22 protein-coding genes are annotated in these 25,592 nt (G+C 45.3%); 16 read left to right on the forward strand and 6 right to left on the reverse strand.

Annotation, left to right across the window (positions count from 1 at the left end; all coding sequences use genetic code 11):
• Positions 1-14 precede the first annotated feature (14 nt).
• Complete coding sequence (locus F0251_RS01110; protein WP_061031797.1) at positions 15-2,006, reverse strand: methyl-accepting chemotaxis protein; 1,992 nt, start codon at positions 2,004-2,006, stop codon at positions 15-17.
• A 276-nt stretch (positions 2,007-2,282) separates the two neighbouring features.
• Between F0251_RS01110 and hinT the strand changes: the two genes are divergently transcribed.
• From hinT to F0251_RS01145, 7 genes are all read left to right on the forward strand, one after another.
• On the forward strand, positions 2,283-2,633 hold the full coding sequence (gene hinT, locus F0251_RS01115; RefSeq protein ID WP_004736268.1) for a purine nucleoside phosphoramidase: 351 nt from the start codon (positions 2,283-2,285) through the stop codon (positions 2,631-2,633).
• A 312-nt stretch (positions 2,634-2,945) separates the two neighbouring features.
• Positions 2,946-4,337, forward strand: coding sequence for a COG3014 family protein (locus F0251_RS01120; protein ID WP_032498773.1), 1,392 nt, complete (start codon positions 2,946-2,948; stop codon positions 4,335-4,337).
• Positions 4,337-4,720: a YcfL family protein gene (locus F0251_RS01125; RefSeq protein ID WP_004741950.1), complete on the forward strand. Its 384-nt coding sequence runs from the start codon at positions 4,337-4,339 to the stop codon at positions 4,718-4,720. Before F0251_RS01120 ends, F0251_RS01125 begins: the two co-directional genes overlap by 1 nt.
• A 121-nt stretch (positions 4,721-4,841) precedes the next feature.
• Positions 4,842-5,432 carry a penicillin-binding protein activator LpoB gene (gene lpoB / locus F0251_RS01130; protein WP_171730144.1) on the forward strand — a complete coding sequence of 197 codons (591 nt, stop codon included), beginning with the start codon at positions 4,842-4,844 and terminating at the stop codon, positions 5,430-5,432.
• Positions 5,433-5,585: 153 nt separating this feature from the next.
• A complete protein-coding gene (locus F0251_RS01135) occupies positions 5,586-6,440 on the forward strand; it encodes a phosphotransferase (RefSeq protein ID WP_171730145.1) in 855 nt (284 codons plus the stop codon).
• A 108-nt stretch (positions 6,441-6,548) separates the two neighbouring features.
• Positions 6,549-7,088: an alpha/beta hydrolase YcfP gene (gene ycfP / locus F0251_RS01140; RefSeq protein WP_048658279.1), complete on the forward strand. Its 540-nt coding sequence runs from the start codon at positions 6,549-6,551 to the stop codon at positions 7,086-7,088.
• Between the two features lie 488 nt (positions 7,089-7,576).
• Complete coding sequence (locus tag F0251_RS01145; RefSeq protein ID WP_061031794.1) at positions 7,577-8,866, forward strand: NAD(P)/FAD-dependent oxidoreductase; 1,290 nt, start codon at positions 7,577-7,579, stop codon at positions 8,864-8,866.
• Between the two features lie 119 nt (positions 8,867-8,985).
• On the opposite strand, the gene F0251_RS01150 is transcribed toward F0251_RS01145, so the two are convergent.
• From F0251_RS01150 to F0251_RS01165, 4 genes are all read right to left on the reverse strand, one after another.
• Positions 8,986-9,531 carry a GNAT family N-acetyltransferase gene (locus F0251_RS01150; RefSeq protein WP_105059252.1) on the reverse strand — a complete coding sequence of 182 codons (546 nt, stop codon included), beginning with the start codon at positions 9,529-9,531 and terminating at the stop codon, positions 8,986-8,988.
• Between the two features lie 152 nt (positions 9,532-9,683).
• Positions 9,684-10,448, reverse strand: a complete 765-nt coding sequence (locus F0251_RS01155; RefSeq protein ID WP_105059253.1) for a peptidoglycan binding protein CsiV — start codon at positions 10,446-10,448, stop codon at positions 9,684-9,686.
• Positions 10,449-10,511: 63 nt separating this feature from the next.
• Positions 10,512-13,973, reverse strand: coding sequence for a transcription-repair coupling factor (gene mfd, locus F0251_RS01160; RefSeq protein WP_171730146.1), 3,462 nt, complete (start codon positions 13,971-13,973; stop codon positions 10,512-10,514).
• Positions 13,974-13,979: 6 nt separating this feature from the next.
• Complete coding sequence (locus tag F0251_RS01165; protein WP_008223874.1) at positions 13,980-14,549, reverse strand: hypothetical protein; 570 nt, start codon at positions 14,547-14,549, stop codon at positions 13,980-13,982.
• A gap of 227 nt (positions 14,550-14,776) precedes the next feature.
• Between F0251_RS01165 and lolC the strand changes: the two genes are divergently transcribed.
• The 3 genes from lolC to lolE are packed head-to-tail and all read left to right on the forward strand — an operon-like array spanning position 14,777 to position 17,915.
• Positions 14,777-15,985: a lipoprotein-releasing ABC transporter permease subunit LolC gene (gene lolC / locus F0251_RS01170; RefSeq protein ID WP_162884287.1), complete on the forward strand. Its 1,209-nt coding sequence runs from the start codon at positions 14,777-14,779 to the stop codon at positions 15,983-15,985.
• Positions 15,978-16,670 (forward strand): lipoprotein-releasing ABC transporter ATP-binding protein LolD, encoded by a 693-nt coding sequence (lolD, locus tag F0251_RS01175; RefSeq protein ID WP_116870281.1) that lies wholly within the window; start codon positions 15,978-15,980, stop codon positions 16,668-16,670. Before lolC ends, lolD begins: the two co-directional genes overlap by 8 nt.
• Positions 16,671-17,915: a lipoprotein-releasing ABC transporter permease subunit LolE gene (gene lolE, locus F0251_RS01180; RefSeq protein WP_061031788.1), complete on the forward strand. Its 1,245-nt coding sequence runs from the start codon at positions 16,671-16,673 to the stop codon at positions 17,913-17,915.
• A 173-nt stretch (positions 17,916-18,088) separates the two neighbouring features.
• Here lolE and F0251_RS01185 read toward each other — a convergent pair whose 3' ends face one another.
• On the reverse strand, positions 18,089-18,598 hold the full coding sequence (locus F0251_RS01185; RefSeq protein ID WP_008223866.1) for a DUF2062 domain-containing protein: 510 nt from the start codon (positions 18,596-18,598) through the stop codon (positions 18,089-18,091).
• 17 nt (positions 18,599-18,615) lie between these two features.
• On the opposite strand from F0251_RS01185, the gene F0251_RS01190 reads away from it, so the two are divergent.
• The 6 genes from F0251_RS01190 to cmk all read left to right on the forward strand — a co-directional run bounded on the left by F0251_RS01190 (position 18,616) and on the right by cmk (position 25,564).
• The gene (locus F0251_RS01190) at positions 18,616-20,919 is read left to right on the forward strand and encodes a DNA internalization-related competence protein ComEC/Rec2 (RefSeq protein WP_171730147.1); all 2,304 of its coding nucleotides are present in this window, start codon (positions 18,616-18,618) and stop codon (positions 20,917-20,919) included.
• Positions 20,920-20,950: 31 nt separating this feature from the next.
• Positions 20,951-22,699, forward strand: coding sequence for a lipid A ABC transporter ATP-binding protein/permease MsbA (gene msbA / locus F0251_RS01195; RefSeq protein ID WP_061031786.1), 1,749 nt, complete (start codon positions 20,951-20,953; stop codon positions 22,697-22,699).
• A gap of 15 nt (positions 22,700-22,714) precedes the next feature.
• Complete coding sequence (lpxK, locus tag F0251_RS01200) at positions 22,715-23,722, forward strand: tetraacyldisaccharide 4'-kinase (RefSeq protein WP_171730148.1); 1,008 nt, start codon at positions 22,715-22,717, stop codon at positions 23,720-23,722.
• Positions 23,703-23,882, forward strand: coding sequence for a Trm112 family protein (locus tag F0251_RS01205; RefSeq protein ID WP_004741973.1), 180 nt, complete (start codon positions 23,703-23,705; stop codon positions 23,880-23,882). Before lpxK ends, F0251_RS01205 begins: the two co-directional genes overlap by 20 nt.
• Positions 23,882-24,628: a 3-deoxy-manno-octulosonate cytidylyltransferase gene (kdsB, locus tag F0251_RS01210; protein WP_008224749.1), complete on the forward strand. Its 747-nt coding sequence runs from the start codon at positions 23,882-23,884 to the stop codon at positions 24,626-24,628. Before F0251_RS01205 ends, kdsB begins: the two co-directional genes overlap by 1 nt.
• Before the next feature lie 255 nt (positions 24,629-24,883).
• Complete coding sequence (cmk, locus tag F0251_RS01215) at positions 24,884-25,564, forward strand: (d)CMP kinase (RefSeq protein WP_004741977.1); 681 nt, start codon at positions 24,884-24,886, stop codon at positions 25,562-25,564.
• Positions 25,565-25,592 lie beyond the last annotated feature (28 nt).

Here is a 25,592-nt window from a genome sequence, read left to right on the forward strand (position 1 = left end):
GTTTCATCATTTATCTATAGCTTAAATTGATGAACCAAATCCCCTTGTTGATTTGCGAGAATCGTTAGGTTTTGGCTCGCTTCAGCTATTGATGACATCGCTTGGTAACTGGCGTCGGCGATGTGGTTAATGTCTTCAATATTACGCGCAATATCACCCGAGGTTTCACTCTGTTCAGCAGCTGCTTGAGAGATATGAGTACTCATATGGCTGATTTCTAGAATCAAGGCTTGAATCTCTTCCATTGCACTATTGGCATTCGATGCTTGTTGTACCGACATGTCCATATCACTCATACAGCTTTCGATAACGTTACTTGCGGTTTTCGAGCTGGACTGTAGGTTGCTGATCATGGTTTCGATTTCAGCTGTAGATTGCGTTGTTTTCTGCGCTAACACACGAACCTCATCGGCAACGACCGCAAAACCACGACCTTGCTCACCGGCACGCGCTGCTTCAATTGCTGCATTCAGTGCGAGTAGGTTCGTCTGTTCTGCAATGCCACGAATTACGTCTAGGATTGAGCCAATTTGGCTACTCATCTGCTGCAGTTCACCCACCGCACTTACCGACTCAGTAAGGCGAGTTTCCAGTTGGTTGATGGTGCTGATGTTGGTGTTCATGATCTGACGACCCGATTCAGAAGCCGTCTCGACTTGTTGAACCATAGTCAAAGAGCTTTGTGCGCTATTCGCCACTTCTTGTACAGAGTGAGACATCTCTGTCATCGCAGTCGCTACTGTCGCAGTTTGTTCACGCTGGCTGTTCAGTTGAGCCTGAGTTTCTGAAGAGGTCTTCTGGTTGACGCTTGCTGTTTTGGTTAGGTCATCTGACGCATCGTTAAGCTTTACAAGAATATTGTGTAGGTTATCGGCTAAGGTGTTGATGTGACCACTCACGCGGCTGAATTCGTTGTTGTAACGAATGTCGATGCGCTGTGTCATGTCACCTTCTGTTAGGCCTTCTAGTGTTTTAAGGATGCGCGTTAGTGGCTCTCTTACACTGTGAGCAATGTGGTAGCCAATCGCTGCCGCAAATAGTGTTACAACCACACCGATGGCAATCGCATTGAATAGGCCTTTGTCGTAAATGCTGCTCGCGTCTGCCAATGAAGAGTTGAGTTGTTCTTCGGCTGTCACGTTGAATGAGTCTAACACGGCCATCGCTTGGTCTACTTCAACCGCTAGATTGGCGATGTTTACATACAGGGCTTGCTTCGCTTGTAGGTAGTTGTTGTGCTTATCAAGAACACCGCCTTTTTGGCCTACGTCTTTGGTGAATTTCTGAACCGATTCATCGAATACATTCTTAAGAGCAGGTAGCTGTGTTGCCAAACCACGGTAGGCGTAGTTTAGGTGAGTAACGGCTTTCTTGTTTTGGTTTACGGCTTTTTGTACGAATGCCACATCTGAGCTCGCGAGTGCGTCTGATGTGATCACTTCTGCATCTTGCAGTTTGATGAAGTAGCTTTTCGCCATGACTTTCACAGAGATGCTCTTCTGATCGGCAACGTACTCTTTCATGCCAACGGTCAATTCTGAGTGTAGGCGTTGGAAATCACGTGATGCTTTTTGTACTTGCTCTTGCGCTTCAAACATCGCGACGTAGTTGTTCATCGCTTCATCTGCTTCAGCAAAGTAGCGTTCTTCCATGGCTCTTAGCTGAGTAATGCGTTCGATGAGTGAGGTGTTGTTTTGGCTTGCCGCTTCTAGATTACCAAGGACTTCTGAAAAAGCGTTTTGTGATGCAGCAAACTCTGTGCGCATTGCAGACATGCGTTCAGTGTTTTGTGTGGTTAAGAAATCTTTGAATGACTTATCTGCCGAAAGCAATTGGACACTTGTTTGATTGGAAAGCGCAACAAGCGGTAAAGAGGTTTCTGAGACACTCTCAAAATTGCTGTGTATCTGATTCATGCTGTTCATCATGATGGTTATCGTGACTGCGAACATGATGATGATCAGTGCGAAACCAGCGTACATACGCTTGATCACAGATCCCTTCATGGCTTTCTCCCTAAATAAAATGCAGACCTAATGTCAGGTCAAAGTAAAACTAACAAAATTGTCAGCATTCTATTGAGCTCCGCTTACGCATTTTATGACGCACACAGCAAAAATAACCCTCAGTTATAATCAACATGCCATTCTTGAGAGCTTAGGCTAGTTTTCTTTGATTTGAACGGTGTTTTTTATTAAGCTTTAAAGCAGGTTTATTGTGGTTTGTAGCGGCATAGCGCATACTCAAAGCATTAAAAAGTAAATGTTTTATCGGAGAAAAACATGGCTGAAGAAACCATCTTTAGTAAGATTATTAACAAAGAAATTCCAGCAGATCTGCTATACCAAGACGATTTAGTGACAGCGTTTCGTGACATCAACCCACGTGCGCCTAGCCACATCCTAATTATCCCTAATAAGCTTATTCCAACGACCAACGATGTTGAAGTGGAAGACGAAGCAATGATGGGGCGCATGTTTACAGTTGCTCGTAAGCTAGCAAAAGAAGAGGGTATCGCAGAGGATGGTTACCGTCTTATCGTGAACTGTAACTCTCATGGTGGCCAAGAGGTTTACCACATCCACATGCACTTAGTTGGTGGCCGTCCGCTTGGCCCTTTACTGATGAGCTAATCAAAATAAGTTAACGAATTAACAAAATAGCCAATGAACGAACTGGAAAGTTAATGAGTTAATTAACACAAACAACAAGTTGGAAAATTTGTTGTTTGTATGCCAACTTTAATTGTTATCTGTTGTCTGAATATCGGCTTTGCTTAGCCAGAGCCCGATGAAGCAAGCATTTACTTGCTTGAGATCCTTTTTACAGCACGTTTCGTTTTGATAAATGAGACTAGAGCCTGTTGAGCTTTCGAGCTGATTTAACCACGAAAGGTTAGCAGACCATAATAAAGTTGGCATTTTAAACATGCACGGAGACGATAAGTGAAGCAACAGTTTAGATTCGCTTCCATTGCCCTACTATCGGCGCTGACCGCGGGATGCGCGAGTATGTCTGCAGGTAACCTGTTCAGTCATTACAGCGCACAAAATAAAAGTATCTACCAAGCTGTTAAATCTGGAGATTATTCAGAGGCTCAACAAGAGTTACCAGATTACGCAGCAGGCGATATTCTCGATAATTTTGAGAGAGGCAGAATCAATCTGTTGGATCAAAAGTACCCAGAGAGTAAGTCTTCGTTTGAAGCGGCGGATCAGGCTGTTACCGAGCAGCAGAGAAAAGCCGTCATCTCTATCTCAGACAGTGCAACCAGTGTGGGTGCATTGGCTGTCAATGACAACATTACCGAGTATGTGCCGCCTGATTACGAGTTAGGCTTTCTTCACCTTTATCTCGGCTTAAACTATTTAAAGAAAAACGATTTAGAAGGTGCGGTGATCGAAATGCGTCGCGCCAATCAAGTTCAAGAGCAAGCGAAAAAGCAGCGTGAGGCCGAGCTAGAAAGAGCCGCCAACGATGCGAAGAAGCAGGGGCTGTCCGCCAATGTCGGCAGTATTCTCGCGAATTACCCAGATGCGGGTAAAAAGCTGCAGTCAGTGCAAAACGCTTATCTGATGTTTTTATCGGGTCTGCTTTATGAAGCTTCAAACGACCTTAACAGTGCTTATGTCGATTATCGACGCGCATTGGCGGTGATGCCTGATAACCAAGAGATTATCGACAGAACCATGGCAACGGCCGCACGCTTAGGTATGCGACAGGATTTGGCCACACTTGAGAAGCGTTACAAGCAGTCGTCTAAGCTAAGTAGCGGTCAAGGGCGCGTGATTGTTCTTCAAGAGCAGAGTGCTGTTCAAGCAATGGACAGTTGGCGATTAGATTTACCTGTTTATGACAGTCGAGATCAGGGAGCAATATACTCTCTTGCGCTGCCATATTACCCAAGTCAGAACGTAGAGCGTTTTTCTCCGTTGCGAATCAGTGGGCAACCGCTACAAGAGCATTTGATCACTGACGTCAACGCCATGGCTCAGAACGATCTGTCTGAGCGTATGACAAGCATTGTTATTCGCCAAGCGCTACGTGTGGTCGCAAAAGACCGCATTCGTAAAGAGGCAACAAAGGGTGATGATGTTGGAAACATTTTGTTCAATGTGTGGAACACACTGACAGAGCAACCAGACACTCGCAGTTGGCAATCATTACCAGCTGAGATTAAGAGCAGTACGTTTGTAGCAAACAGCGGTCAATATACTTTGGAAGCGGGTGCTAAAACCTACGATTTTGATATTCGAGAAGGGCAGACCACTCTGGTATGGATTTCTCGACAAGGAAACAACGCAACAATGTGGCATAAACAGCTAGGGAGGCTGTAATGAAAAAGTGGCTAGTGAGCTTAGCAGCGGTTATGGCTCTGGCTGGTTGTGCTGATAATACAGCTGGCGTAAGGGTTGATAGTCTGACTCAGAACGTATTCTTTGGCGACAATGTATTGGGCAGCCGTTTACAAGTTGAAGATATCCGTACCGATCAGATTGATGGTCACACTCGAGGTATTGTCCGCTTAAACAGTAACTATAAAGGTGACCAACACATCCTTTATCGTTTCTATTGGTACGACGATGCTGGACTTGAGGTCAACTTGAAACAAGGACCTTGGAAGCAAGCGATTGTACGTGGCTTTGAAAGCATTTCGTTGTCGGAAGTATCGGTAAACCCGAAAGCAACTCAGTTCCGAGTTCAGTTCCGAGAGCAGTAGTAACAGATTCCGTTAGAACTGGCGCGGTTAATATCGACTAGCGCTGAAAAGCGAATTGATTCGCACAGATAAAATTTAAGAGTGTGGGTAACCCCACTCAATGATAAGTTGAGGAAACATCATGAAAAAGAGTGTCATTGCGCTACTAGGCTTAGCGGTTATTTTAGGCGGTTGTTCGAACAAGGTAAGCTACGGTGATGCACAAGCAGTAGAAACCACGACAATCGATTTCGGTTCAACTGACCTTCAAACTATTGCTGGTGAGATGGTTGATAGCATGATGGCTTCTGGTTCAGTGTCTTACATTACTCGTGATCAGCGTCCAATCGTGTTCGTAGAGCGAATCAAGAACAAAACAAGTGAGCACATCGATACTGAGTCAATCACTGACACAATCAGTACTAAAATGCTGAACTCTGGTAAGTTCCGTTTCGTTGATATGGACCGTGTAGAGTCTGTTCGTGACCAACTAAACTTCCAAAACAACGATGAGCTAGTGAACCAAAGCTCTGCGATTCAGTTCGGTAAGATGGTTGGTGCTCAGTACATGCTGTACGGCAACCTATCAAGCATCGTTAAGCAAGCGGGTAGCGACGAAGACGTGTACTACAAAATGACCATGCGTCTGATGGACCTTGAGTCTGGCTTGATCGAGTGGGCTGACGAGACTGAAATCCGTAAGCAGCAATCTAAGAGCCTACTAGGTCTTTAATTTCGCTTAACTGCCAACTATGACACTTACTATTGAAAGTGAATAGCTTGGTCACACGCCAATTCAGTACATGATGTGCTGATATTTGAAGACACTGGCTTTTGGTCAGTGTCTTTTTTGTAGGGAAACGAAGACGTTTATAGGGAATGAGCAATGGCAATTTTTTCTTGGTCTGAGGCGAAGCTTCTTGATACCAGTTTGATTTCGCTTGATGGCTATTTTTCGCAGCCGCCAGTGAAGGCGCAGACACTTACCGGTGGTCTAACTAACCGATGTTGGAAGCTGGTTTCTGCTGATGGCGCTGAATACGTGTGGCGTCCGATTACACCGATTACTAACGCCTTCTTTATTTCCCGTCATGAAGAGTACCAAGTGTTGTCTGCCATCGAGCGTCTTGGTATTGGACCAAGCCCTATTGTCGTCAATGAACAAGGCTTATTGGTTGAATGGGTTGCCGGGGATACGCTCTATGAAGGTTTAGATATTGATGACCTATTGAAAACGCTTATCTCTGTGCATTTGGTTAACACCGCACGGTTACCACTTAAGCCGTTCAGCTTTACAGCGCGAGTAGACCATTATTGGCTTCAGCTTGATGCGGTTCATAAGACCGAAGCCTACAGCTCCATTTATAAAGAGTGGCGGACAACACCGAGTATTCCGAGTGTTGAGCTTTCCTTATGTCACTTTGATCTGGGCGGTTACAACCTAGTGAAGAACAGCGGTGGGATTAAAATCATTGATTGGGAATACGCGGCAATTGCTGACCCTAGATTAGATCTAACCTTAACCATTTCAGTCGCAGATGCCCCGGTGCAAGAAACGGTTGAAAAGTATTGTCAGCTGCGCTGCATTCACGATGTTCAGCCTTGGCTGGATGGTGTAGAAGCGTGGTTACCACGAAGTCGAATGATGGCAATGTTGTGGTATTTGCTCGCTCATCAACTGTGGGGAGATGAAAGTTATCTGCGTGAAGCAGAGGCTCTGAGTCACACTTTCTGTAGCTAGGATCACGTTTAGGAAGTGAAAAATATAATTTCGATGGTCTTCCCTTTAAAACCTTGTTTTTCGTGTTAGATTGATCCAAACGTACCAATATTCAATGGGGGAGGTACAATGATTATCTATCTTCACGGCTTCGACTCAACAAGCCCGGGCAATCACGAAAAGATACTGCAGTTGCAATTCATTGATGATGACGTTCGTTTCATCAACTACAGTACTTTGCATCCAAAACACGATATGCAGCACCTGCTAAAAGAGGTGCACAAAGTGATAGAGCAATCAGATGATCCACATCCAATTATTTGTGGTGTTGGCTTAGGTGGTTTTTGGTCTGAGCGTATTGGTTTCTTGTGTGGTATTAAGCAGGTAATTTTCAACCCGAACCTGCAACCTGAGAACAACATGGTAGGCCGAATTGATCGTCCTGAAGAGTACGAAGATATTGCGACTAAGTGTGTTGAACAGTACCGCATGAAAAACAAAGGTCGTTGTCTTGTGGTGCTTTCTCGTGAAGATGAAATTCACGACAATAGCAAAACAGCCGCAGCACTTGAAGATTACTACGATGTAATCTGGGATGAGAAAGAGAGTCACAAGTTCAAAAAAATCTCTCAACATCTCCAAGCGATGAAAGCCTTTAAAAACGCTTAATCATCCCACTATTTTTATAAAAGCAGTACTCATTGAGTGCTGCTTTTTTGTATCTGGATAGCAAAGGTTACTATTGATGATGCTGTCGTAGCGGCTATGTTGACAAGTTTACGCAAACGTTAACTATTTAGCTTCGAATCCTCATTGTGGGTAAGGATTTTAGTTGCGGTCATCTTTTTGCTATATATAATGTTCCAAAGCAAAATATTTTGATAAATATCAAAAAAAATTGAGAGCGAGTGATAAAACTTGCCCATTATTTGTGTACTACCTCTAAGGTTGTCACCTTTTTTATCCATGTGAGTAAGGCGATAAACGGATGTTTGTTGCTTGTAGCCCCTCTAACTACTCGGTGAGCTGTCGTTTTTCTTTTTCGCGGTTATCCAATATGTCACAGCCTTATTTAAAGGCCGAGTAGATACATAGAATTTATCGGTTGGAGTAATCGAGCCGAACCCTATTTATTCATTTTGTAGAGGATTGTCATTGTGACAAAAATTATCGTAGTAGGCGGCGGTGCTGGTGGTTTAGAACTAGCAACTAAGCTAGGCCGCACTTTAGGTCGTAAAAAGCGTGCCCAGATCACTCTGGTAGACCGTAAAGCAAGCCACCTATGGAAGCCATTGCTTCATGAAGTAGCAACTGGTTCTCTAGATGAAGGCGTTGATGCATTAAGCTACCGCGCACACGCAAAAAACCATTACTTCGATTTCCAAATGGGCAGCCTGAACGACATCGATCGTGAGCGTAAAGTGATTGCACTTAGCGAACTGAAAGATGAGCACGGTGAGCTGTTAATGCCAAGCCGCGAGCTTGAATACGATATTCTGGTTATGGCACTAGGTTCAACGTCTAATGATTTCAACACTCCAGGCGTTCGTGATAACTGTATTTTCCTTGATAGCCCAGAACAAGCTCACCGTTTCCGTACTGAAATGAACAACCAGTTCTTAAAGCTGCACGCTAAGAATGGTCAAGGTACGGTAGACATCGCGATTGTTGGTGCGGGTGCTACTGGTGTTGAGCTGTCGGCTGAGCTTCACAACGCTGTGAAAGAGCTTCGTACATACGGTTTTGGTGACCTAGATTCAAGCAAGCTAAACGTAAACCTAGTGGAAGCGGGCGAGCGTATTCTTCCTGCTCTTCCTCCTCGTATTTCAAGCGCTGCGCACTCTGAGCTAACTAAGCTTGGTGTGAACGTTCGTACCAATACTATGGTAACGCAAGCCGATGCTGATGGCCTAACAACGAAAGATGGCGACAAAATCCCTGCTCAAATCATGGTATGGGCAGCAGGTATTAAAGCGCCTGACTTCATGAAAGATATTGGTGGTCTTGAAACTAACCGTATCAACCAACTAGTTGTGAAAAACACGCTGCAAACGACGCTTGATGACAACATCTTTGCTATCGGTGACTTGGCGCAATGTACACAAGCGGATGGTTCTTTTGTTCCACCTCGTGCTCAAGCGGCTCACCAAATGGCAAGCTGCGCATTCAGCAACATCATTGCTAAGCTGAACGGTCGTGACCTGAAAGATTACATCTACAAAGATAAAGGCTCACTAGTATCACTAAGCCGTTTCTCTACGGTAGGTAGCTTGATGGGTAACCTGACTAAAGGTTCGATGATGGTCGAAGGTCGTATTGCTCGCGTGGTTTACATCTCTTTGTACCGCATGCACCAGATGGCGCTTCACGGAATCATCAAGACGTCACTAATGATGTTGGTTGGCCGTATCAACCGTGTTCTACGTCCAAATCTAAAGCTTCACTAATTAGCTAGCTTTTCGAAGAAGAGTTAAGCTTTCAAAATGCTTAACGCTGATAGTAAAAAAGAGCTCTTCGGAGCTCTTTTTTGATCGTGTCAGTTAAGTGGCTGCCTTGTTGATGATGGTTAAGCCACCGGTGGCAGTACTGAGTAAACGACCCCATCTTTTGGTTTACCGTTGAAGATGAATCGATTTTTGGCAATGGTTTCTCGCTCTGCGTCGCACTTCTCTATGAGCTTTTGGCTCGGTAGGTTTTCGGTATCACAGACTATCTCTAAACGCGTTAGTTTGAGCTGCGCAAAGCAAAATTCAAACAGAGCCAACATCGCTTCTTTTGCAATGCCTTTTCTCTGAAATTGGTCGCCAACCCAATACCCTAAACTCGCCATGTTAAAGGTGTGGTAAAGCTCATTGATGGCTACCATGCCGACCAGCTTATCGCTTTTTCGCTCAAAAATACCAAAGCCAAACGCATCGGCTTTCACCCAGTTTAGGCGAGTTGCCAGAATGAATTTCTCTGCCTCTACGATAGAGAACTGATCGTGACACCAATCGACCCAAGGCAGTAAGCTAGGGGAAGACTTGATCAGTTGAGAAAACTCTTGTGCGTCAGAAGGCTCAATAATTCTTAGGCTAAGGTTTTGAGTATTGATCTGGAAGTCGGGGCTCATAGGGCGTACCAATTAAATTTGTAAGTACCTGCTGAAAGTAGCCAGCACTTAATAAAACGCCCTCACAATGGAGGGCGTTTTGAGTGATTAATATGAGTATAGCGAGATCGCGAGTAGAGTAACCAGCTTAGTCGCTATATCACTAGAACCGCTTATTGAGCAACACGACGGACTTGAATCACCATGCCAAGAAGCGGGTGGTCAAGGTAGTGAGTTTCTGTACTACGCATACGACGTTTTTGGTCCATACGGTAGCTCTTAAGGAACTCTTCTACTTGAACGGTCGGTGAAATCTCGGTTAGGTTGCCGACCTGAACATTGCTCTCTGCACCGCTTACTGGAGAATCGAGTTCAATTTGCTGTTCTTGCAGCGTGACTTCACGAACGCTTGGTGCTTTCAAATCTAGAGTGGTTTCAGCGTATAGGTAGTGCTGAACATAGATTTGTAGCTTACCGTCTAGTTCATAAAGCGGTTTGTCGATGGTCTCTTCTTGGAAGCCATCAGCACTTGCGGTAACCGCGCCTTTTTCAGAGCCGTCAGCATTGAACTGTTTAGAGAAGTCTTTACCTGCTTGAATGTGGAAAACAGGTGCTGAGCTCTTGCCTTGATCGCCTTGACGCCAAGCCGTGTGCATCAGAACTTCAAAGCCTGCATGTTTACGTAGCTTATCTTTCTGAGGTGTTAATTTGTATTCCGAGTAAGGAAGCATTTTCACACCTTTGCTTGCTCGGTATTGGGTGTCCTGAAATGAGCCAACGCGCTCAAGTGAAATCTTTGGCTGGGTGTTAGGCCAAGACTCGTTCACCTTCTCTGCATCAACTGCGCGTTTGAAAATGATCACTTCTATATCAAATTGTCTCTGCGCCAAACTTGGCAGTGAGACGAACAATAGTAGCAGTGGGATCAGTCTTTTCATTTTTACTCCGTTTTCCAGCCGCACTACCGGCGGGATAAATTATATGTGCAAGTGGGTTGGGCTTTAAGCTGAAGGCAGCAAGTTCTGTCTGAATTCGCCCAATAAATCACTAACAAATTGAATTCGTTTCCGTCTGTCGACCAATGGTATCGTAAACTTGAACTTAGTTGGTCCTTCCATTGAAAACTTTTGCGGTTGAGATTGCAACAGTTTAACAAGGTAGTTCGGGTTTATGTCAGCATCCGGGTAGAATTCGATAAATCCGCCTTTATCGTGCGCTTCAATTTTCTTCGCTTTGATAGATGCAGCTGCTAACTTAAGATCGGAAACCGATAATAAGTTCTTGGTTGCATCAGGAAGAATACCGAAGCGGTCGATAAGCTCTACTTTCAGCTCCGCAAGTTCCTCGGTGTCACTCACACTCGCAATACGTTTGTATGTTGATAAGCGCGTGTTGATGTCTGGAATGTAGTCATCTGGTAATAGTGCTGGGATGCGCATCTCAATCTCAGTTTGCTCACGTAGCAGATCATCAAGTGACGGCTCTCGACCTTCTTTCAAGGCCTCAACCGCTTGCTCTAGCATCTCCATGTATAGCGTGAAGCCGACAGATTGGATTTGACCACTCTGTTCATCACCCAATAGCTCACCGGCACCACGAATCTCTAAATCATGTGTTGCGAGAGTGAAGCCTGCGCCCAAATCTTCCAAAGAGGCAATCGCGTCTAATCGCTTAATTGCGTCTTTGGTCATCGCCTTCGGATGTGGTGTCAGCAGGTACGCATAAGCTTGGTGGTGAGAACGACCCACACGACCACGCAGTTGGTGAAGCTGCGCTAGACCAAGGTTGTCGGCTCGGTCCATCAAGATGGTATTGGCTGTCGGAACATCGATACCGGTTTCGATGATGGTTGTACACACCAATAAGTTAAAGCGTTGGTGGTAGAAGTCGTTCATGATGCGTTCTAGTTCGCGCTCTCGCATTTGACCGTGAGCGACGGTTACACGCGCTTCTGGAATCAGCTTTTGCAATGATTCTGCGGTTTTCTCAATCGTATCGACTTGATTGTGCAGGAAGTAAACCTGACCACCACGCATGATTTCACGAAGTACTGCTTCTCTCACTACGGCATCGTCACTTTGACGAACAAAGGTTTTGATAGCCAAGCGTCGTGCTGGTGGCGTTGCAATGATCGATAGATCACGCATCCCACTCATCGCCATGTTGAGCGTTCTTGGGATTGGCGTTGCAGTCAGCGTTAGGATGTCGACATCGGCACGCATCGCTTTTACTTTCTCTTTCTGGCGGACACCAAAGCGATGTTCTTCATCGACGATCAGTAAGCCAAGGTCTTTGAATTTGATATCACTAGAGAGCAGTTTGTGAGTACCGACTAGGATATCCACCTTACCGTCCGCGACATCTTGCATGATCGCTTTTTGCTCTTTCGCGGACTTGAATCGAGACAGTACTTCAACACGAATCGGTAAATTCGCGAAACGGTCTCGAAAGTTTTCGAAGTGTTGCTGAGCAAGTAGGGTAGTAGGAACTAACACCGCCACTTGTTTGCTGTTATCCGTACACACGAATGCCGCGCGCATTGCGACTTCTGTTTTACCAAAACCAACATCACCACACACTAAGCGGTCCATGGCTTTTGCTTGGCACATGTCAGACATCACCGCATTGATTGCCATCGCTTGGTCATCAGTTTCTTCAAATGGGAAGCCAGATTTGAAGGTTGCGTATTGCCCGCGATCTAAAACAAATTTATAGCCAGGTTTAAGTTCGCGCTTGGCGTAAACATCCAGCAGCTCTGCAGCAACGTCACGTACTTTTTCAGCGGCACGCTTACGCGCTTTTTGCCACGCCTCACCACCTAGTTTGTGTAGCGGTGCAGACTCCTCAGCACCGCCAGAGTAACGTCCAATAAGGTTCAAAGACGCAACGGGTACGTACAGCTTGGCGTCGTTTTGGTACTCAAGCGTCACGTATTCGGTTTTCATTCCACCGGCTTCGAGGGTTTGCAAGCCGATGTAGCGACCAATACCGTGGTCAATGTGCACAACAGGTTGACCTGGTTTTAGCTCCGCAAGGTGGCGGATAACGGTGTCGCTATTAACGCTTTTCTTATCTTTCTTACGACGTTGAACAACGCGGTCGCCAAGCAAGTCGCTTTCACAGATAAGCGCGATGTTCTTCTCTTCGTGAACAAAACCGTGCTCAGCTGAACCTAGGATCAGGCTGAACTTGTCTTTGGCCTTAACGGCTGCATTGAGGTTTTCAACTTCGTTTGGTCGTACTTTTATACCGCGAAGTAGTTCGCTCAATGCTTCACGGCGACCCTCTGACTCAACCGAAAAAACAACTTTGCCATCGAAGGCTTCAGTGAATTTTCTCAGGTTAGCCAAAGGCTCTTTGTTTTGGTGCTGAACGCTGAGATCAGGCAGTGACGTAACCGGAAGGTTGATGCGTCCAGCTTTCTCTTCAATAGGTTCTAAGCTCAGGTTGACTTGTGACTTTTGCTTGAAGTGTGCGAACAGTTCGTCTTTTTTCAGCCAAAGCTGTTCTGGCGCTAATAGAGGACGTAATGGATCGACCCCACGTTGGTCGTATCGATGAGCGACATCAGCAAGGAAAGAATCAACAGCGGTTTCTACATCACCAAGAACCAAGAGTTGCGTTTCATCGGCAACATAGTCAAACAGTGTTTCTGTATGATCGAAGAATAGAGGTTGCCAGTACTCAATACCAGCGGGCCATGTCCCTTTAGATACCTGCATGTAAACCGATTCTGGTTCACGGCGGGCATCAAACTGTTGGCGCCAACGAATACGGAAATCTTCGATCGCTGTTTCCGAGGTTGGAAACTCGTGAGCTGGTAAGAGTCGAATTTCAGAGATGTCTTCAATAGAACGTTGGTTCTCTGGATCGAAGGTTCGGATGGTGTCGATCTCATCATCGAAGAAGTCGATACGGTAAGGGTCTTTGCTGCCCATCGGGAACAGGTCAAGAATAGAGCCACGGCTCGCGTACTCACCTGGGCCAAATACTTGATCAACGTAACGATAGCCAGACTTTTCAAGCTGCAAACGCAGTTTCTCTAGTGAGTAAAGATCACCAGTTTTCACCATTAGAGTGTGCTGTAGCAAGAAGTCACGCGGTGATTGGCGCTGAAGTAGGGTGCTAATCGGTACGATCGTGATGCCGTCTTTTAATGTCGGCAAGGCATAAAGACGCGCGATACGATCTGATATGATCTCTTGGTGTGGTGAGAAACTGTCGTAAGGCAGGGTTTCCCAGTCTGGGAATAGCGCTACTTCGCTCGCCGTAAACTGTTCAATTTCAGATTGCAGCTTGAGTGCGATTTGTGGATCTGGCACAGCAAGTACAGTATGACTGCTGTGTTGCTCTGCGAGTTTAGCAATGGCCAGAGCGAGAGACGAACCCACTAGGTTACCAATGTGCTTTTTGTCACCAGCTCCTTTGAGGGTAGGTAGGGTAAAAATAGATTGTTTGGTCATGTTAATTTACTTGTTATCTCGGTCTAGAGAGCGTTGACGCAAAAGTTTCTGTTGTTGATGAAGTGCCGCTTTGATCAGCAGGTCTTGGTCAGTATCGCGAAGATGAGCGTATTTGAAGTTAATTTCGAAACCTGAATCTTTAGGTTGGCTTGCAAACACTTCCGCGTAGCAGTAAATCGCTGCGGCAGGGTGTTCCAAGAATAGCTTAGCTTTTACTAAGCGACCCGGTTCGATGTCTGTCTTCGAAAAGCAGGAAAATTGGCTCGCACCGAAGGAGTAAGTGTGAGTTCGAAACTTCTCATCATCTTGCTGCGATAACATAAAGCTCAACAGCAGGTTTAATTTAGAGTTCTGTGCATCCAATAAACTGGTGACATTCTTCAAGTCGCTGTTTTTCAGTTCAGCGCGAGCACTGTCGGCTAAAAGGTCCAACTGACTAAATTCACTCGCCACAACAAAAGGGGCAGGGATCTCGGATTCGAACTGAATTTGAGAGGGTAAAGTGAAGTTACTTTCCATCGGTTCTATATTAGCGGTAAGACTGTGGTGAACAGTGAAAAACTCTTGTTCTGTCATGCGTTAGTTCCTTGAAGTGATCTATTGATTATCGCTATGTGGCGTCAGTAATCAAGGTCAGTTAATTGAAAGTATCAAATAGTTGTTTGAAATTTGGTGTTTTGACAGGGTTCTGTTTTTCAGGCCTAACTAATTGAGTTAATTCACTCTATATTTTCAATTAACCCCTACAAAGTAACAGCAATACCCGTTACATTAACCCGCATCCCTTTTTGATGGTTCAAAGTATGTTTCATCCTATTTCAATGTTTGTTGGCCTGCGTTATTTGAAAGGCCGTTCAGGTGATCGCTTTAGCCGTTTTGTTTCTTATATGTCGACAGCGGGTATCACCATTGGTGTGCTGTCTTTGATTACTGTTTTGTCGGTAATGAATGGATTCGAAGCGCAATTAAAAGACCGAATTCTCGGCGTTCTTCCTCAGGCAGTGGTTTATGAGCAAGGTGGTAAGACGCTACTCTCTGAACAGGCTCCGGATTTTGCTAAGCAAATTTCGCTTAATGGTCATGTTGAACCGATTGTTCGCAGTGAGGCGGTGATTCAGAGCCCAGCTCAGCTGTCTGCTGGCCTTTTAATTGGCATCCAACCCAATTCTGATGATCCACTTCAAGACCACCTCATTGCGGGTAGACTGTCTTCACTAAAAGCTGGGCAATATCAGCTGTTCCTTGGTCATACACTGGCGAGAAACCTAAAGGTATCGATGGGCGACAAGGTTCGTCTAATGGTGACTAGCGCAAGCCAATACACACCACTTGGCCGTATTCCTAGCCAACGTAATTTCACCGTAGCCGGTATCTTTAATACGGGCTCGGACATTGATGCTCAACTTATGGTGACGGATATCCAAGATGCAGGGCGTTTGATGCGCTACAAGTCGGACACTATTTCAGGTTGGCGACTGTTTTTTGAAGACCCATTTGAAGTCGCAGAGCTATCGAGTCAACCCTTACCAGATGGATGGTTATGGAGCGATTGGCGTGACCAACGTGGCGAGCTGTTCCAAGCAGTTCGTATGGAGAAAAACATGATGGGCCTAATGCTTGGGCTGATCATCGGGGTTGCCGCATTTAATATTATCTCTGCGCTGATTATGGTGGTGATGGAGAAGCAATCTGAGGTCGCGATACTTAAAACCCAAGGCATGACCGATGGTCAAGTGATGGGCATCTTTATGGTTCAAGGTGCAAGTAGTGGCGTTATTGGCGCACTATCCGGCGGCGCATTAGGCGTTGTTCTGGCAATGAACCTTAACCCGATTTTAGAAGCGATGGGTGTTGCTCTATTCTCGTTTGGTGGTCAGTTACCTATTTTGATTAACCCAATTCAAATCGCCGTTGTGGTGGTGCTTGCTATTGCACTTAGCTTGATTGCTACTATTTTCCCTTCTTACCGTGCATCTTCTGTGAAACCTGCTGAGGCCCTTCGTTATGAGTAATTTTCTTCAATGTAATGATATCCGTAAAACGTACCGTGAAGGCTCGTTGGATACTGAGGTCCTTAAAGGGGTGAGCTTTGAGATCGAAAAAGGTGAATTGGTTTCTATCATAGGTACTTCTGGTTCAGGTAAGAGTACGTTACTGCATATTTTAGGAGCGCTTGATGATGCTTCTGCGGGGAGCGTGAGCTTTCTTGGTCAAGACTTAGCTAAACTGAGCTCGAACAAGCAGGCTAAGCTTCGCAACCAGCACCTTGGTTTTGTTTATCAATTCCACCATCTACTGTCTGACTTTTCAGCATTAGAAAACGTCGCTATGCCGCTGCTGATAGGTGGTGAAAAGCCTGCGAAAGCCAAACAAGAAGCACAGTTGTTACTTGATAAAGTGGGACTAAGTCATCGAGTTGATCACCGTCCTTCTGAGCTTTCTGGTGGTGAAAGGCAACGTGTGGCGATCGCTCGTGCATTAGTAAACAAGCCTGCTCTTGTGCTAGCGGATGAGCCGACGGGTAACCTAGACCATAATACTGCAGTTTCCATTTATGACTTAATGCGAGAGTTGAATCGCGAATACGATACCGCTTTTTTAGTGGTGACCCATGATGGCGAACTCGCTGGCAAAATGGATCGTCAACTGCACATGCAAGATGGCTTGCTGGTTAACGTAGAAAAAGAGGAGAGCTAAGTGTTTTCTTCTTTATCCCTATTGATAGGCGGTCGCTTTAGCCGTGCTAAGCAGCGAGACAAGATGGTGTCTTTTATCTCCTTGTCTTCGACGATCGGTATTGCGGTTGGTGTGGCGGTGATCATTATCGGTCTGTCAGCCATGAATGGTTTTGAGCGTGAGCTAGAATCTCGCGTGCTGTCTGTGATTCCACATGGTGAGTTTGAAGGGGTCAATGAACCTGTAACTCGATGGGAGCATGTGGTAGAGCAGTCCGAAAAAAATGACAAAGTCGTTGCCGCTGCGCCTTATGTGAAAATCACAGCGCTCGCTGAAAAGGGCAAAGAACTTAAAGCGATTGAAGTGCGTGGTGTTGACCCACAGCTTGAGCAACAGGTATCGAGTTTATCAAGCTTTATTGATAAGCAAGTGTGGAGCGATTTCAAAGCAGGGCAGCAGCAGATCATCTTAGGCTCTGGTGTCGCCAATGTGCTTGGCGCGCAAGTGGGTGATTACTTGACTTTGATGATCCCAACAGTGAACGGCTCGGTTAAGGTTCAGGCGCCAAAGCGGGTACGAGTAAAAGTTGCCGGCTTACTGACGCTTAATGGACAAATTGACCATAGCTTAGCGCTCATTCCGATTGGTGATGCTCAGGTTTATGCGAACTTGGGGGAGGCTGTGACAGGTGTCTCTTTGAAAGTGACCGATGTACTGAACGCGAACGAGATTGTACGTGAGGTTGGCAATCAGCTTGATGTGTATGTGTACCTGCGCAGTTGGCAACAGAAGTTCGGCTTCCTATATCGAGATATTCAATTGGTTCGCACCATTATGTATTTAGTCATGGTGCTGGTGATTGGTGTTGCGTGTTTCAATATTGTTTCGACATTGATGATGGCGGTAAAAGACAGAGCTTCGGAGATCGCAATCCTAAGAACCATGGGTGCTTCAGATGGCTTAGTGAAGCGTATCTTTGTTTGGCAGGGCGTGTTCTCTGGCGTATTAGGTAGCTTAGTCGGTAGTGCGATAGGTGTTTTGGTTGCACTCAATCTGACCACTCTTATTAAAGGGCTTGAGAAGCTGATCGATCACCAATTTCTGTCAGGTGATATCTACTTTGTCGACTTCTTGCCATCACAGCTGAATATGATGGATGTCGTTGTGGTATCAGGTACTGCAATCGCTTTAAGTTTGCTGGCGACATGGTACCCAGCATCTCGAGCTGCGAAGTTAAATCCAGCTTCTGTGTTGAGCTCCAAATAACAAATCTCCTGTTTCGACAGATACAAAAAAGGATCCCATGTGGGATCCTTTTTTATTGAATTCAAACTGTATTATCTAAGACTTTCATTACATGCCTATCATCTAATGGCTTATAACTCGTCTGATTTTGATCGCTATCTCTTAAAAGTGGAGAGCGCGTCAGTATAGATTCACTATCTTGCTTGTCGTTTTTTCCAGCTTCTTACTACTGAGTAGCGCCATAAGCCACGAATACCGAAATAACCAATCATTGCTGAAATCACACCACAAATCATACAGCCCAGCAGGAATGGAGGCCCGATGGTGCTCATTTGCGCCAAGATAAAGTCCCAAGACAGTTCGAAGTGAAAGGCTTGCGGCGGAACATGCATAACGAATGCACCTACTTTATAGGCAAAGTAGAACAAGACTGGCATGGTTACGGGGTTACTGATCCAAACGAGAGCGACAGCCAGCGGTAAGTTAACACCACATACAACGGCTAGGCCTGCAGACATAATCATTTGGCTTGGTAGAGGGACAAACGCCATGAATAACCCAACAGCGAACGCGCCGGCCGCGGAGCGACGATTAAGGCACCATAAGTTGGGGTTGTACAAAACATTGCCAAAAACTTTTAATGCTTTCTGACGCTTGATGAGCTCATGGTCAGGCATAAATCGTTTGATAAACTTTCTTGGCATAGGAGGAAGCTACTCTCTTGTTTAACACTTGGTTCTTGATTTCATTTGCTGCGACAGTTGTGTCTGCCAGCTTCTGGCCTGTGATGCCACATTGGGTCTTGGCACCATTGATGCTGTTATTACTAATCGCATCAATAAAGTATAGCGTTTTCCGACGTACAAGAGGTCTAGCTACTGCGTTGACACTCGTTGCATGCCTAGGGAATACGATTGAAATCCAAACAAGTCGCTTATTTCAATCAGGGCAGAATACTACCATAAATGCCTCAGTAGTTAGTCTTTTTAGTGAAAATAGCCATGGTTTTGAAAGCGTAGTAGTAGTTAGATCAATTGACGGTGAAAAATTAGTCTTTCCTCAATTGATAAAATTGCGATTGTTTACGCCTTTCAAGCTCACTTTGGGTGATGAAGTTCATTTGTCGGTCAGTATCAAGCCTGTTTTTGGGAAGCTTAATGAAGCAGGCTTTGATTTGGAAAAGCATCTGTTTAGCACTGGGGTTACGGCAAATGCGAATTACCGAACGAATACTAAATATAGAATCCATTCTAGCAACCGTCTACGTGCTCGGTGGTTCGAGCGCAGTCTTGATAATCTTAGCCAGCTAAAAAATAACGATTTAATAGTCGCTTTGAGTTTCGGTTATCGAGATCTCATTCCTTCTTTGCGTTGGGATTTACTAAAGAGCAGTGGCTTGATTCATTTGATGGCTATTTCTGGGCTTCACATTGGTATTGCCTTTGGTATCGGTTATCAGCTGGGGAAGTTGGCGCGTTTGTTGTCTCCTCAGTTGTTATGGCTTCCGACACTATTTGGTTTAGGTTTCGCTTATTTCTATAGCTGGTTTGCTGGGTTCACCCTACCGACCCTAAGAGCGCTAGTGATGTGTGTTGTGGCGAGTTACTTTCTGTGGCGTGGACAAAGTATCGGTGTGGTTCGCTATGTTCTAGTCAGCTTGTGTATCGTTCTCGTTATTTGGCCTTTTTCTGCGTTATCCAGTAGCTTCTGGTTATCTTTTGGTACATTGGGTGCGGTTCTCTACATTGCGTTCAATAGTGATGCTTCTTCTTCAAATTCTACCTTTATTGAACGAGTACTAAAGCTCATCAAAATACAGGTCATGCTGACCTTGTTAATTGCTCCCTTTTCGATGTTGTTTTTCAAAGGCGTTAGCTTGATCTCGGTCGTCTACAATTTGTTGCTATTGCCTTGGGTGGCAATGGTGACGATACCTTTGCTGTTTTTGTCGATGTTTCTAAGTTTGGTCACTGAGTCTTTATTTTGGGGAAGTGACTCAATGGCTCGTTTTTCTGCTGAGTTATGGAAATTGGTTGATTTGTCACTTGAACCGTTGGTGTTTAGCTTGCCTTTCTCTGAACAGTTTTGGATTCAGGTAGATAATCACGTGACCGTGTTACTCGTTTTTCTTATCTTATTCTTCGGTTTTATTGGTCGATACCTTAAACATGGAGTAGCCGCTGTCATCATTTCTGTATTCCTGTTGTGGTGGGAATTTGGCAAAGTGAAACAGGACAGGTTAACTATTGATGTCTTGGACGTAGGGCATGGCTTGTCTCTCATCTTTGAAAAGAACAATCACGTGGTGGTGTACGATTTAGGTAACGCGTGGCCGGGAGGGTCGATGGTCGAGTCACTATTGATTCCTACTTTATCTCAAAGAGGTATAGATGAAATTCAAGGAGTGATCATTAGCCATTTCGATTCTGATCACGCTGGTGGTTACCCTGCATTGCTTGAGAACTATCAGCCTGAATGGATAAGAGCTAGCCAAAGTTTGAATCATCAAATGAGCTCAGTTGTTCAAGCATGTACGTTAGGTGAGGCGTGGGAATGGCAGAATGTGCAGTTCGAGGTGTTGTGGCCGCCACAACTAGTGAATAGGGCGTATAACCCACATTCTTGTGTCATACGGATAATTGAACCAGAATCGGGCTTTTCGATGTTGCTCACGGGTGATATTGAACTCGTAAGTGAGTGGTTACTTGCTCGGGAAGTTGAACAGCTTCAAAGCGACGCCATGCTAGTACCTCATCATGGTAGTGACAGCTCATCTATCGCCCCTTTCATAGAAGCGGTTTCACCAAAGTTAGCGATTGCTTCGTTGGCAAAGGGAAATCAATGGGGGATGCCAAGTGAATCAGTCGTTCAACGTTACTTACAAAGTGGAAGTGCCTGGCTTGATACAGGTGAAAGTGGACAAATAACCATCACCACCAACCAAGAAGGTTGGCATTATCATACGATTAGAGAGGAACAAGGTCGGCAGTGGTATAGGCAGATGCTTCGTAAGGGAGTAGAATAGATAGATTATTGTGAGAAAATTAAGCGATTTTATGTCAACACAAACAGATGAAACTACCTGGGTCACATTTAAACGACTTTGGACTTATATTCGACTATATAAGGCTGGCCTTGGTGTTGCGGTTATTGCGCTTATTATTAATGCCGTCTCTGATACTTACATGATTTCTTTGCTAAAGCCGTTGCTAGATGAAGGCTTTGGTAGTGCGGAATCAGATTTCCTACGCACACTTCCTCTTATTATCTTTGCCATGATGTTCATTCGTGGCGTCAGTGGTTTCGTATCCACCTATTGTTTGAGCTGGGTTTCTGGCAATGTGGTGATGGAAATCCGCCGTAAAATATTCAGTCACTTTATGCACATGCCAGTCTCTTTCTTTGATAAAGAGCAGACGGGTGCGCTGCTGTCTCGTATTACCTACGATTCGGAGCAAGTTTCTGCGGCAACCAGTAAAGCGTTGGTGAGTATTGTTCGTGAAGGCGCAAGCATCATTGGCTTGTTAACCTTGATGTTCTGGAACAGCTGGCAGTTGTCTTTGGTTCTATTCGCGGTTGCTCCACTGGTAGCTTGGGCAATCAGCATAGTATCGAAGCGATTCAGAAAGATTTCTAAAAACATGCAAACCAGCATGGGTCACGTTGCTTCGTCAGCAGAACAAATGCTGAAAGGGCACAAAGTGGTGCTTACTTATGGCGGTCAGGATTTAGAAAAACATCGCTTTGATAAAGTAAGTAACCAGATGCGTCAACAGAGCATGAAGCTAGTAACAGCACAAGCGGCCGCTAACCCAATCATTCAGATGATTGCATCGGTTGCTATTGTGGTTGTACTGGTATTGGCGAGCGTTGATTCAATTAAGGCTGAGCTAACTCCGGGTACGTTTACGGTAGTGTTCTCAGCAATGTTTGGCCTAATGCGTCCACTAAAAGCATTAACTAACGTAACCTCTGAATTCCAGCGTGGTATGGCTGCAAGTACGACACTGTTCGGCTTGATGGACTTAGACACAGAGCAGAACACAGGTACCTTGAAACCTGAAACGGTAAGTGGTGATGTTGCGGTAAAAGATGTGACCTTTACTTACGAAGGTGCCGAGAAGCCAGCATTGGATAATGTGAGTTTTAATATACCGAAAGGTAAGACGGTTGCGCTTGTTGGGCGATCGGGCTCAGGTAAGAGTACCATTGCCAACCTATTTACTCGTTTCTATGACGTAGACTCTGGCTCTATTGAACTGGATGGTCACGATATTCGTGATTACGAATTGAGAAATCTGCGTGAGCACTTTGCTCTGGTTTCTCAAAATGTGCATCTGTTTAACGATACGGTGGCTAACAACATCGCTTACGCAGCAGAAGAACAGTATTCACGCGAACAGATCGAACATGCCGCTAAACTTGCTCATGCGACTGAGTTTATTGAGGGTATGGAAAATGGTATTGATACTGTCGTGGGTGAAAACGGTGCGAGCTTGTCTGGCGGTCAAAGACAACGTATTGCGATCGCACGAGCACTATTGAGAGACGCGCCAGTTCTGATTCTTGATGAGGCGACGTCTGCACTAGATACAGAGTCAGAAAGAGCGATTCAATCAGCACTAGAAGAGTTACAAAAAGATAAAACTGTGTTGGTGATTGCTCACAGGCTATCGACGATTGAACAAGCTGATGAAATTTTGGTTGTTGATGATGGTCAGATTGTAGAGCGAGGCCCACACGCAGAGCTGATTGCTCATGATGGTGCCTATGCTCAACTGCATCGAATTCAGTTCAGCGGATAAGATTAGGTCTTTGTTGTGATCGAAAAGATTTGGTTTAACAATCACCCGTTAAAATATCTTCTTTGGCCACTATTGTGGCCATTGAGCCTGCTGTTCAAAGTGATCAGTGGGCAACGTCGTAATGCTTATCTCTCTGGAAAGAAAGAAACCTATCGACCACCTCTGCCTGTAATCGTTGTTGGTAACATTACCGCTGGTGGCAACGGTAAAACCCCTGTTGTGATTTGGTTGGTTGAAATGCTTCAAGCCAACGGCTTTAAACCAGGTGTGGTTTCTCGTGGTTACGGTGCGAAAGCGCCGAGTTATCCACTGGTTTTAGAAGAGAGCACGCCCGCTGAGCACTCGGGTGATGAACCCCGCTTGATTCGAAAGCGAACGGGCGCGCCGGTAGCGGTTGACCCAGTAAGAGCGAATGCGGTAAAGGCTTTATTGAATCAAGGCGTGGATGTCATTATCACTGATGACGGCCTGCAGCATTATGCACTTGAACGCGACATTGAGTTTTCAGTTATCGACGGTGTAAGGCGTTTTGGTAACGAGAGTCTGATTCCACTAGGCCCATTGCGAGAGCCTGTATCGCGTTTAGCTGACGTAGATTTCTTGATTAACAATGGTGGAGAGGCACAAGGGCGAGAGTTCTCAATGTCTTTGGCACCAAGTGAAGCGGTTAACCTAAAGACAGGTCAGAAAAAGCCAGTTGCAGAATTACCAAAGCTGGTGGCTTTTGCTGGAATAGGGCACCCGCCACGCTTTTTTAAAACATTAGATGATCTTGATGGTGATGTGGTTTACACACAAGGCTTCGCCGATCATCAGGATTTTGATAAAGATGAACTTCATGCCTTAGCAAAGAAAGGTATGAATATGATTATGACAGAAAAAGACGCTGTAAAATGCGAAGAATATGCTCAAGATAACTGGTGGTATCTTCCAGTTTCTGCGCAGTTCGAAGAAGAAGCGCAACAGCAAATTTTAAAAAGAATAAAAGAGGTTATGGAATACTATGGATCACCGTCTGCTTGAGATCGTTGCTTGCCCTGTATGTAAAGGTAAACTAACTTTTGACAAGGATAAGCAAGAGCTTGTTTGTAAAATCGATCGCCTAGCTTACCCAATTAAAGAGGGTATTCCTGTTCTTCTTGAACCTGAAGCTCGTACTCTTTCAATGGACGAGGGCAAGTAATGTCTTACACGGTAGTTATACCAGCAAGATACCAATCGAGCCGTTTGCCAGGTAAGCCTCTGGCTGACATTGGCGGCAAGCCGATGATTCAATGGGTATACGAACAGTCAATGAAAGCAGGGGCTGATAACGTAATTATTGCTACCGATGATGCTCGCGTTGAGAAGGCTGCGAAAGCATTTGGTGCGACTGTGTGTATGACGTCACCGAATCACGAGTCAGGTACTGAACGCCTAGCAGAAGTGATTGATGTCATGAACATCCCTGACGACCACATTATTGTCAACGTACAAGGGGATGAGCCACTTATTCCACCGGCGATTATTAATCAGGTGGCGAACAACTTAGCAAACAGCACTGCGCCAATGGCAACACTTGGTGTTGAAATCTCTCACGTTGATGAAGTTTTTAACCCTAATGCTGTAAAAGTAGTGACGGATAAAGACGGCTATGCGCTGTATTTTAGCCGTGCGACGATTCCTTGGGATCGTGATGCTTATGCTAATAACGGTACTGCTGCAGAATCTCCGTTGCTTCGTCATATTGGTATTTACGCTTACCGAGCTGGTTTCATCAATACCTACATCAACTGGGAACCAAGTACCCTAGAGCGCATCGAGTGCTTAGAGCAACTTCGCGTACTTTGGTATGGTGAAAAGATTCATGTAGATGTTGCTGTTGAAGCGCCGGCTGCGGGTGTTGATACTCCAGAAGACTTGGAAGCGGTACGCGCCATCATCGGTTAGACTTGCTTGAAGCAACAAATATATTTAGCCTCGCTCATGCGGGGCTTTTTCATGCCGATTTACTGCCAATAGAAAGCCTTATTAGCATCAGGTGATTGATATTAGGCCTGTTGCATTATCGAATGCATCATCAAGATTGAATTATCTGAGATTTACCTCGCTCGACTTCCAATTTTTCTCTATAATATGCCGCCTATAAAGTAGTGGCGACTCGCTAGTACAGAATAAAACTTACGACTAAACGTGGAGTAAAAGATGCCTTCTCAAAGCCCAGTGATTACGGTTGATGGACCAAGTGGTGCAGGTAAAGGTACCCTGTGTATGTTACTAGCAGATAAGCTAGGCTTTCATCTTCTAGACTCAGGTGCGATCTATCGCGTACTGGCTTTAGCAGCAATTCATCACGGTGTAGATACTGAATCGGAAGACGCTTTAGTTCCTCTTGCAACTCACTTAGACGTTCAGTTTATTGCTGAGGGCGATCTAGTTAAGGTTATCCTAGAAGGTGAAGATGTGTCGGGTGAGCTTCGTAAAGAAGAGACCGGCATGGCGGCTTCAAAAGTTGCTGCATTACCTCGCGTACGTGAAGCATTACTTCGTCGTCAGCGCGCATTCAGCGCCGCGCCAGGTTTGGTGGCTGATGGCCGCGATATGGGAACCGTTGTCTTCCCTGAAGCAGAAGCAAAAATATTTTTAGATGCAAGTGCAGAAGAGCGTGCGACTCGCCGCCTTAAACAGTTGCAACAGAAGGGGTTAGATGTTAAATTTGACGACCTTTTGAGCGAGATCCAAGAGCGAGACGACCGAGATCGTAATCGCCCAGTGGCGCCACTTCGCCCTGCAGAGGATGCTCTAGTGCTTGATTCCACCTCAATGAATATTGAGCAGGTAGTAGAAAAAGCACTACACTATATTGAATCGAAACTAGCTGGGTAATTCTGCCCGGCTGGCAAGAACGTTGGTC

Source organism: Vibrio sp. 070316B, assembly GCF_013114115.1.
Classification (GTDB): domain Bacteria; phylum Pseudomonadota; class Gammaproteobacteria; order Enterobacterales; family Vibrionaceae; genus Vibrio; species Vibrio chagasii_B.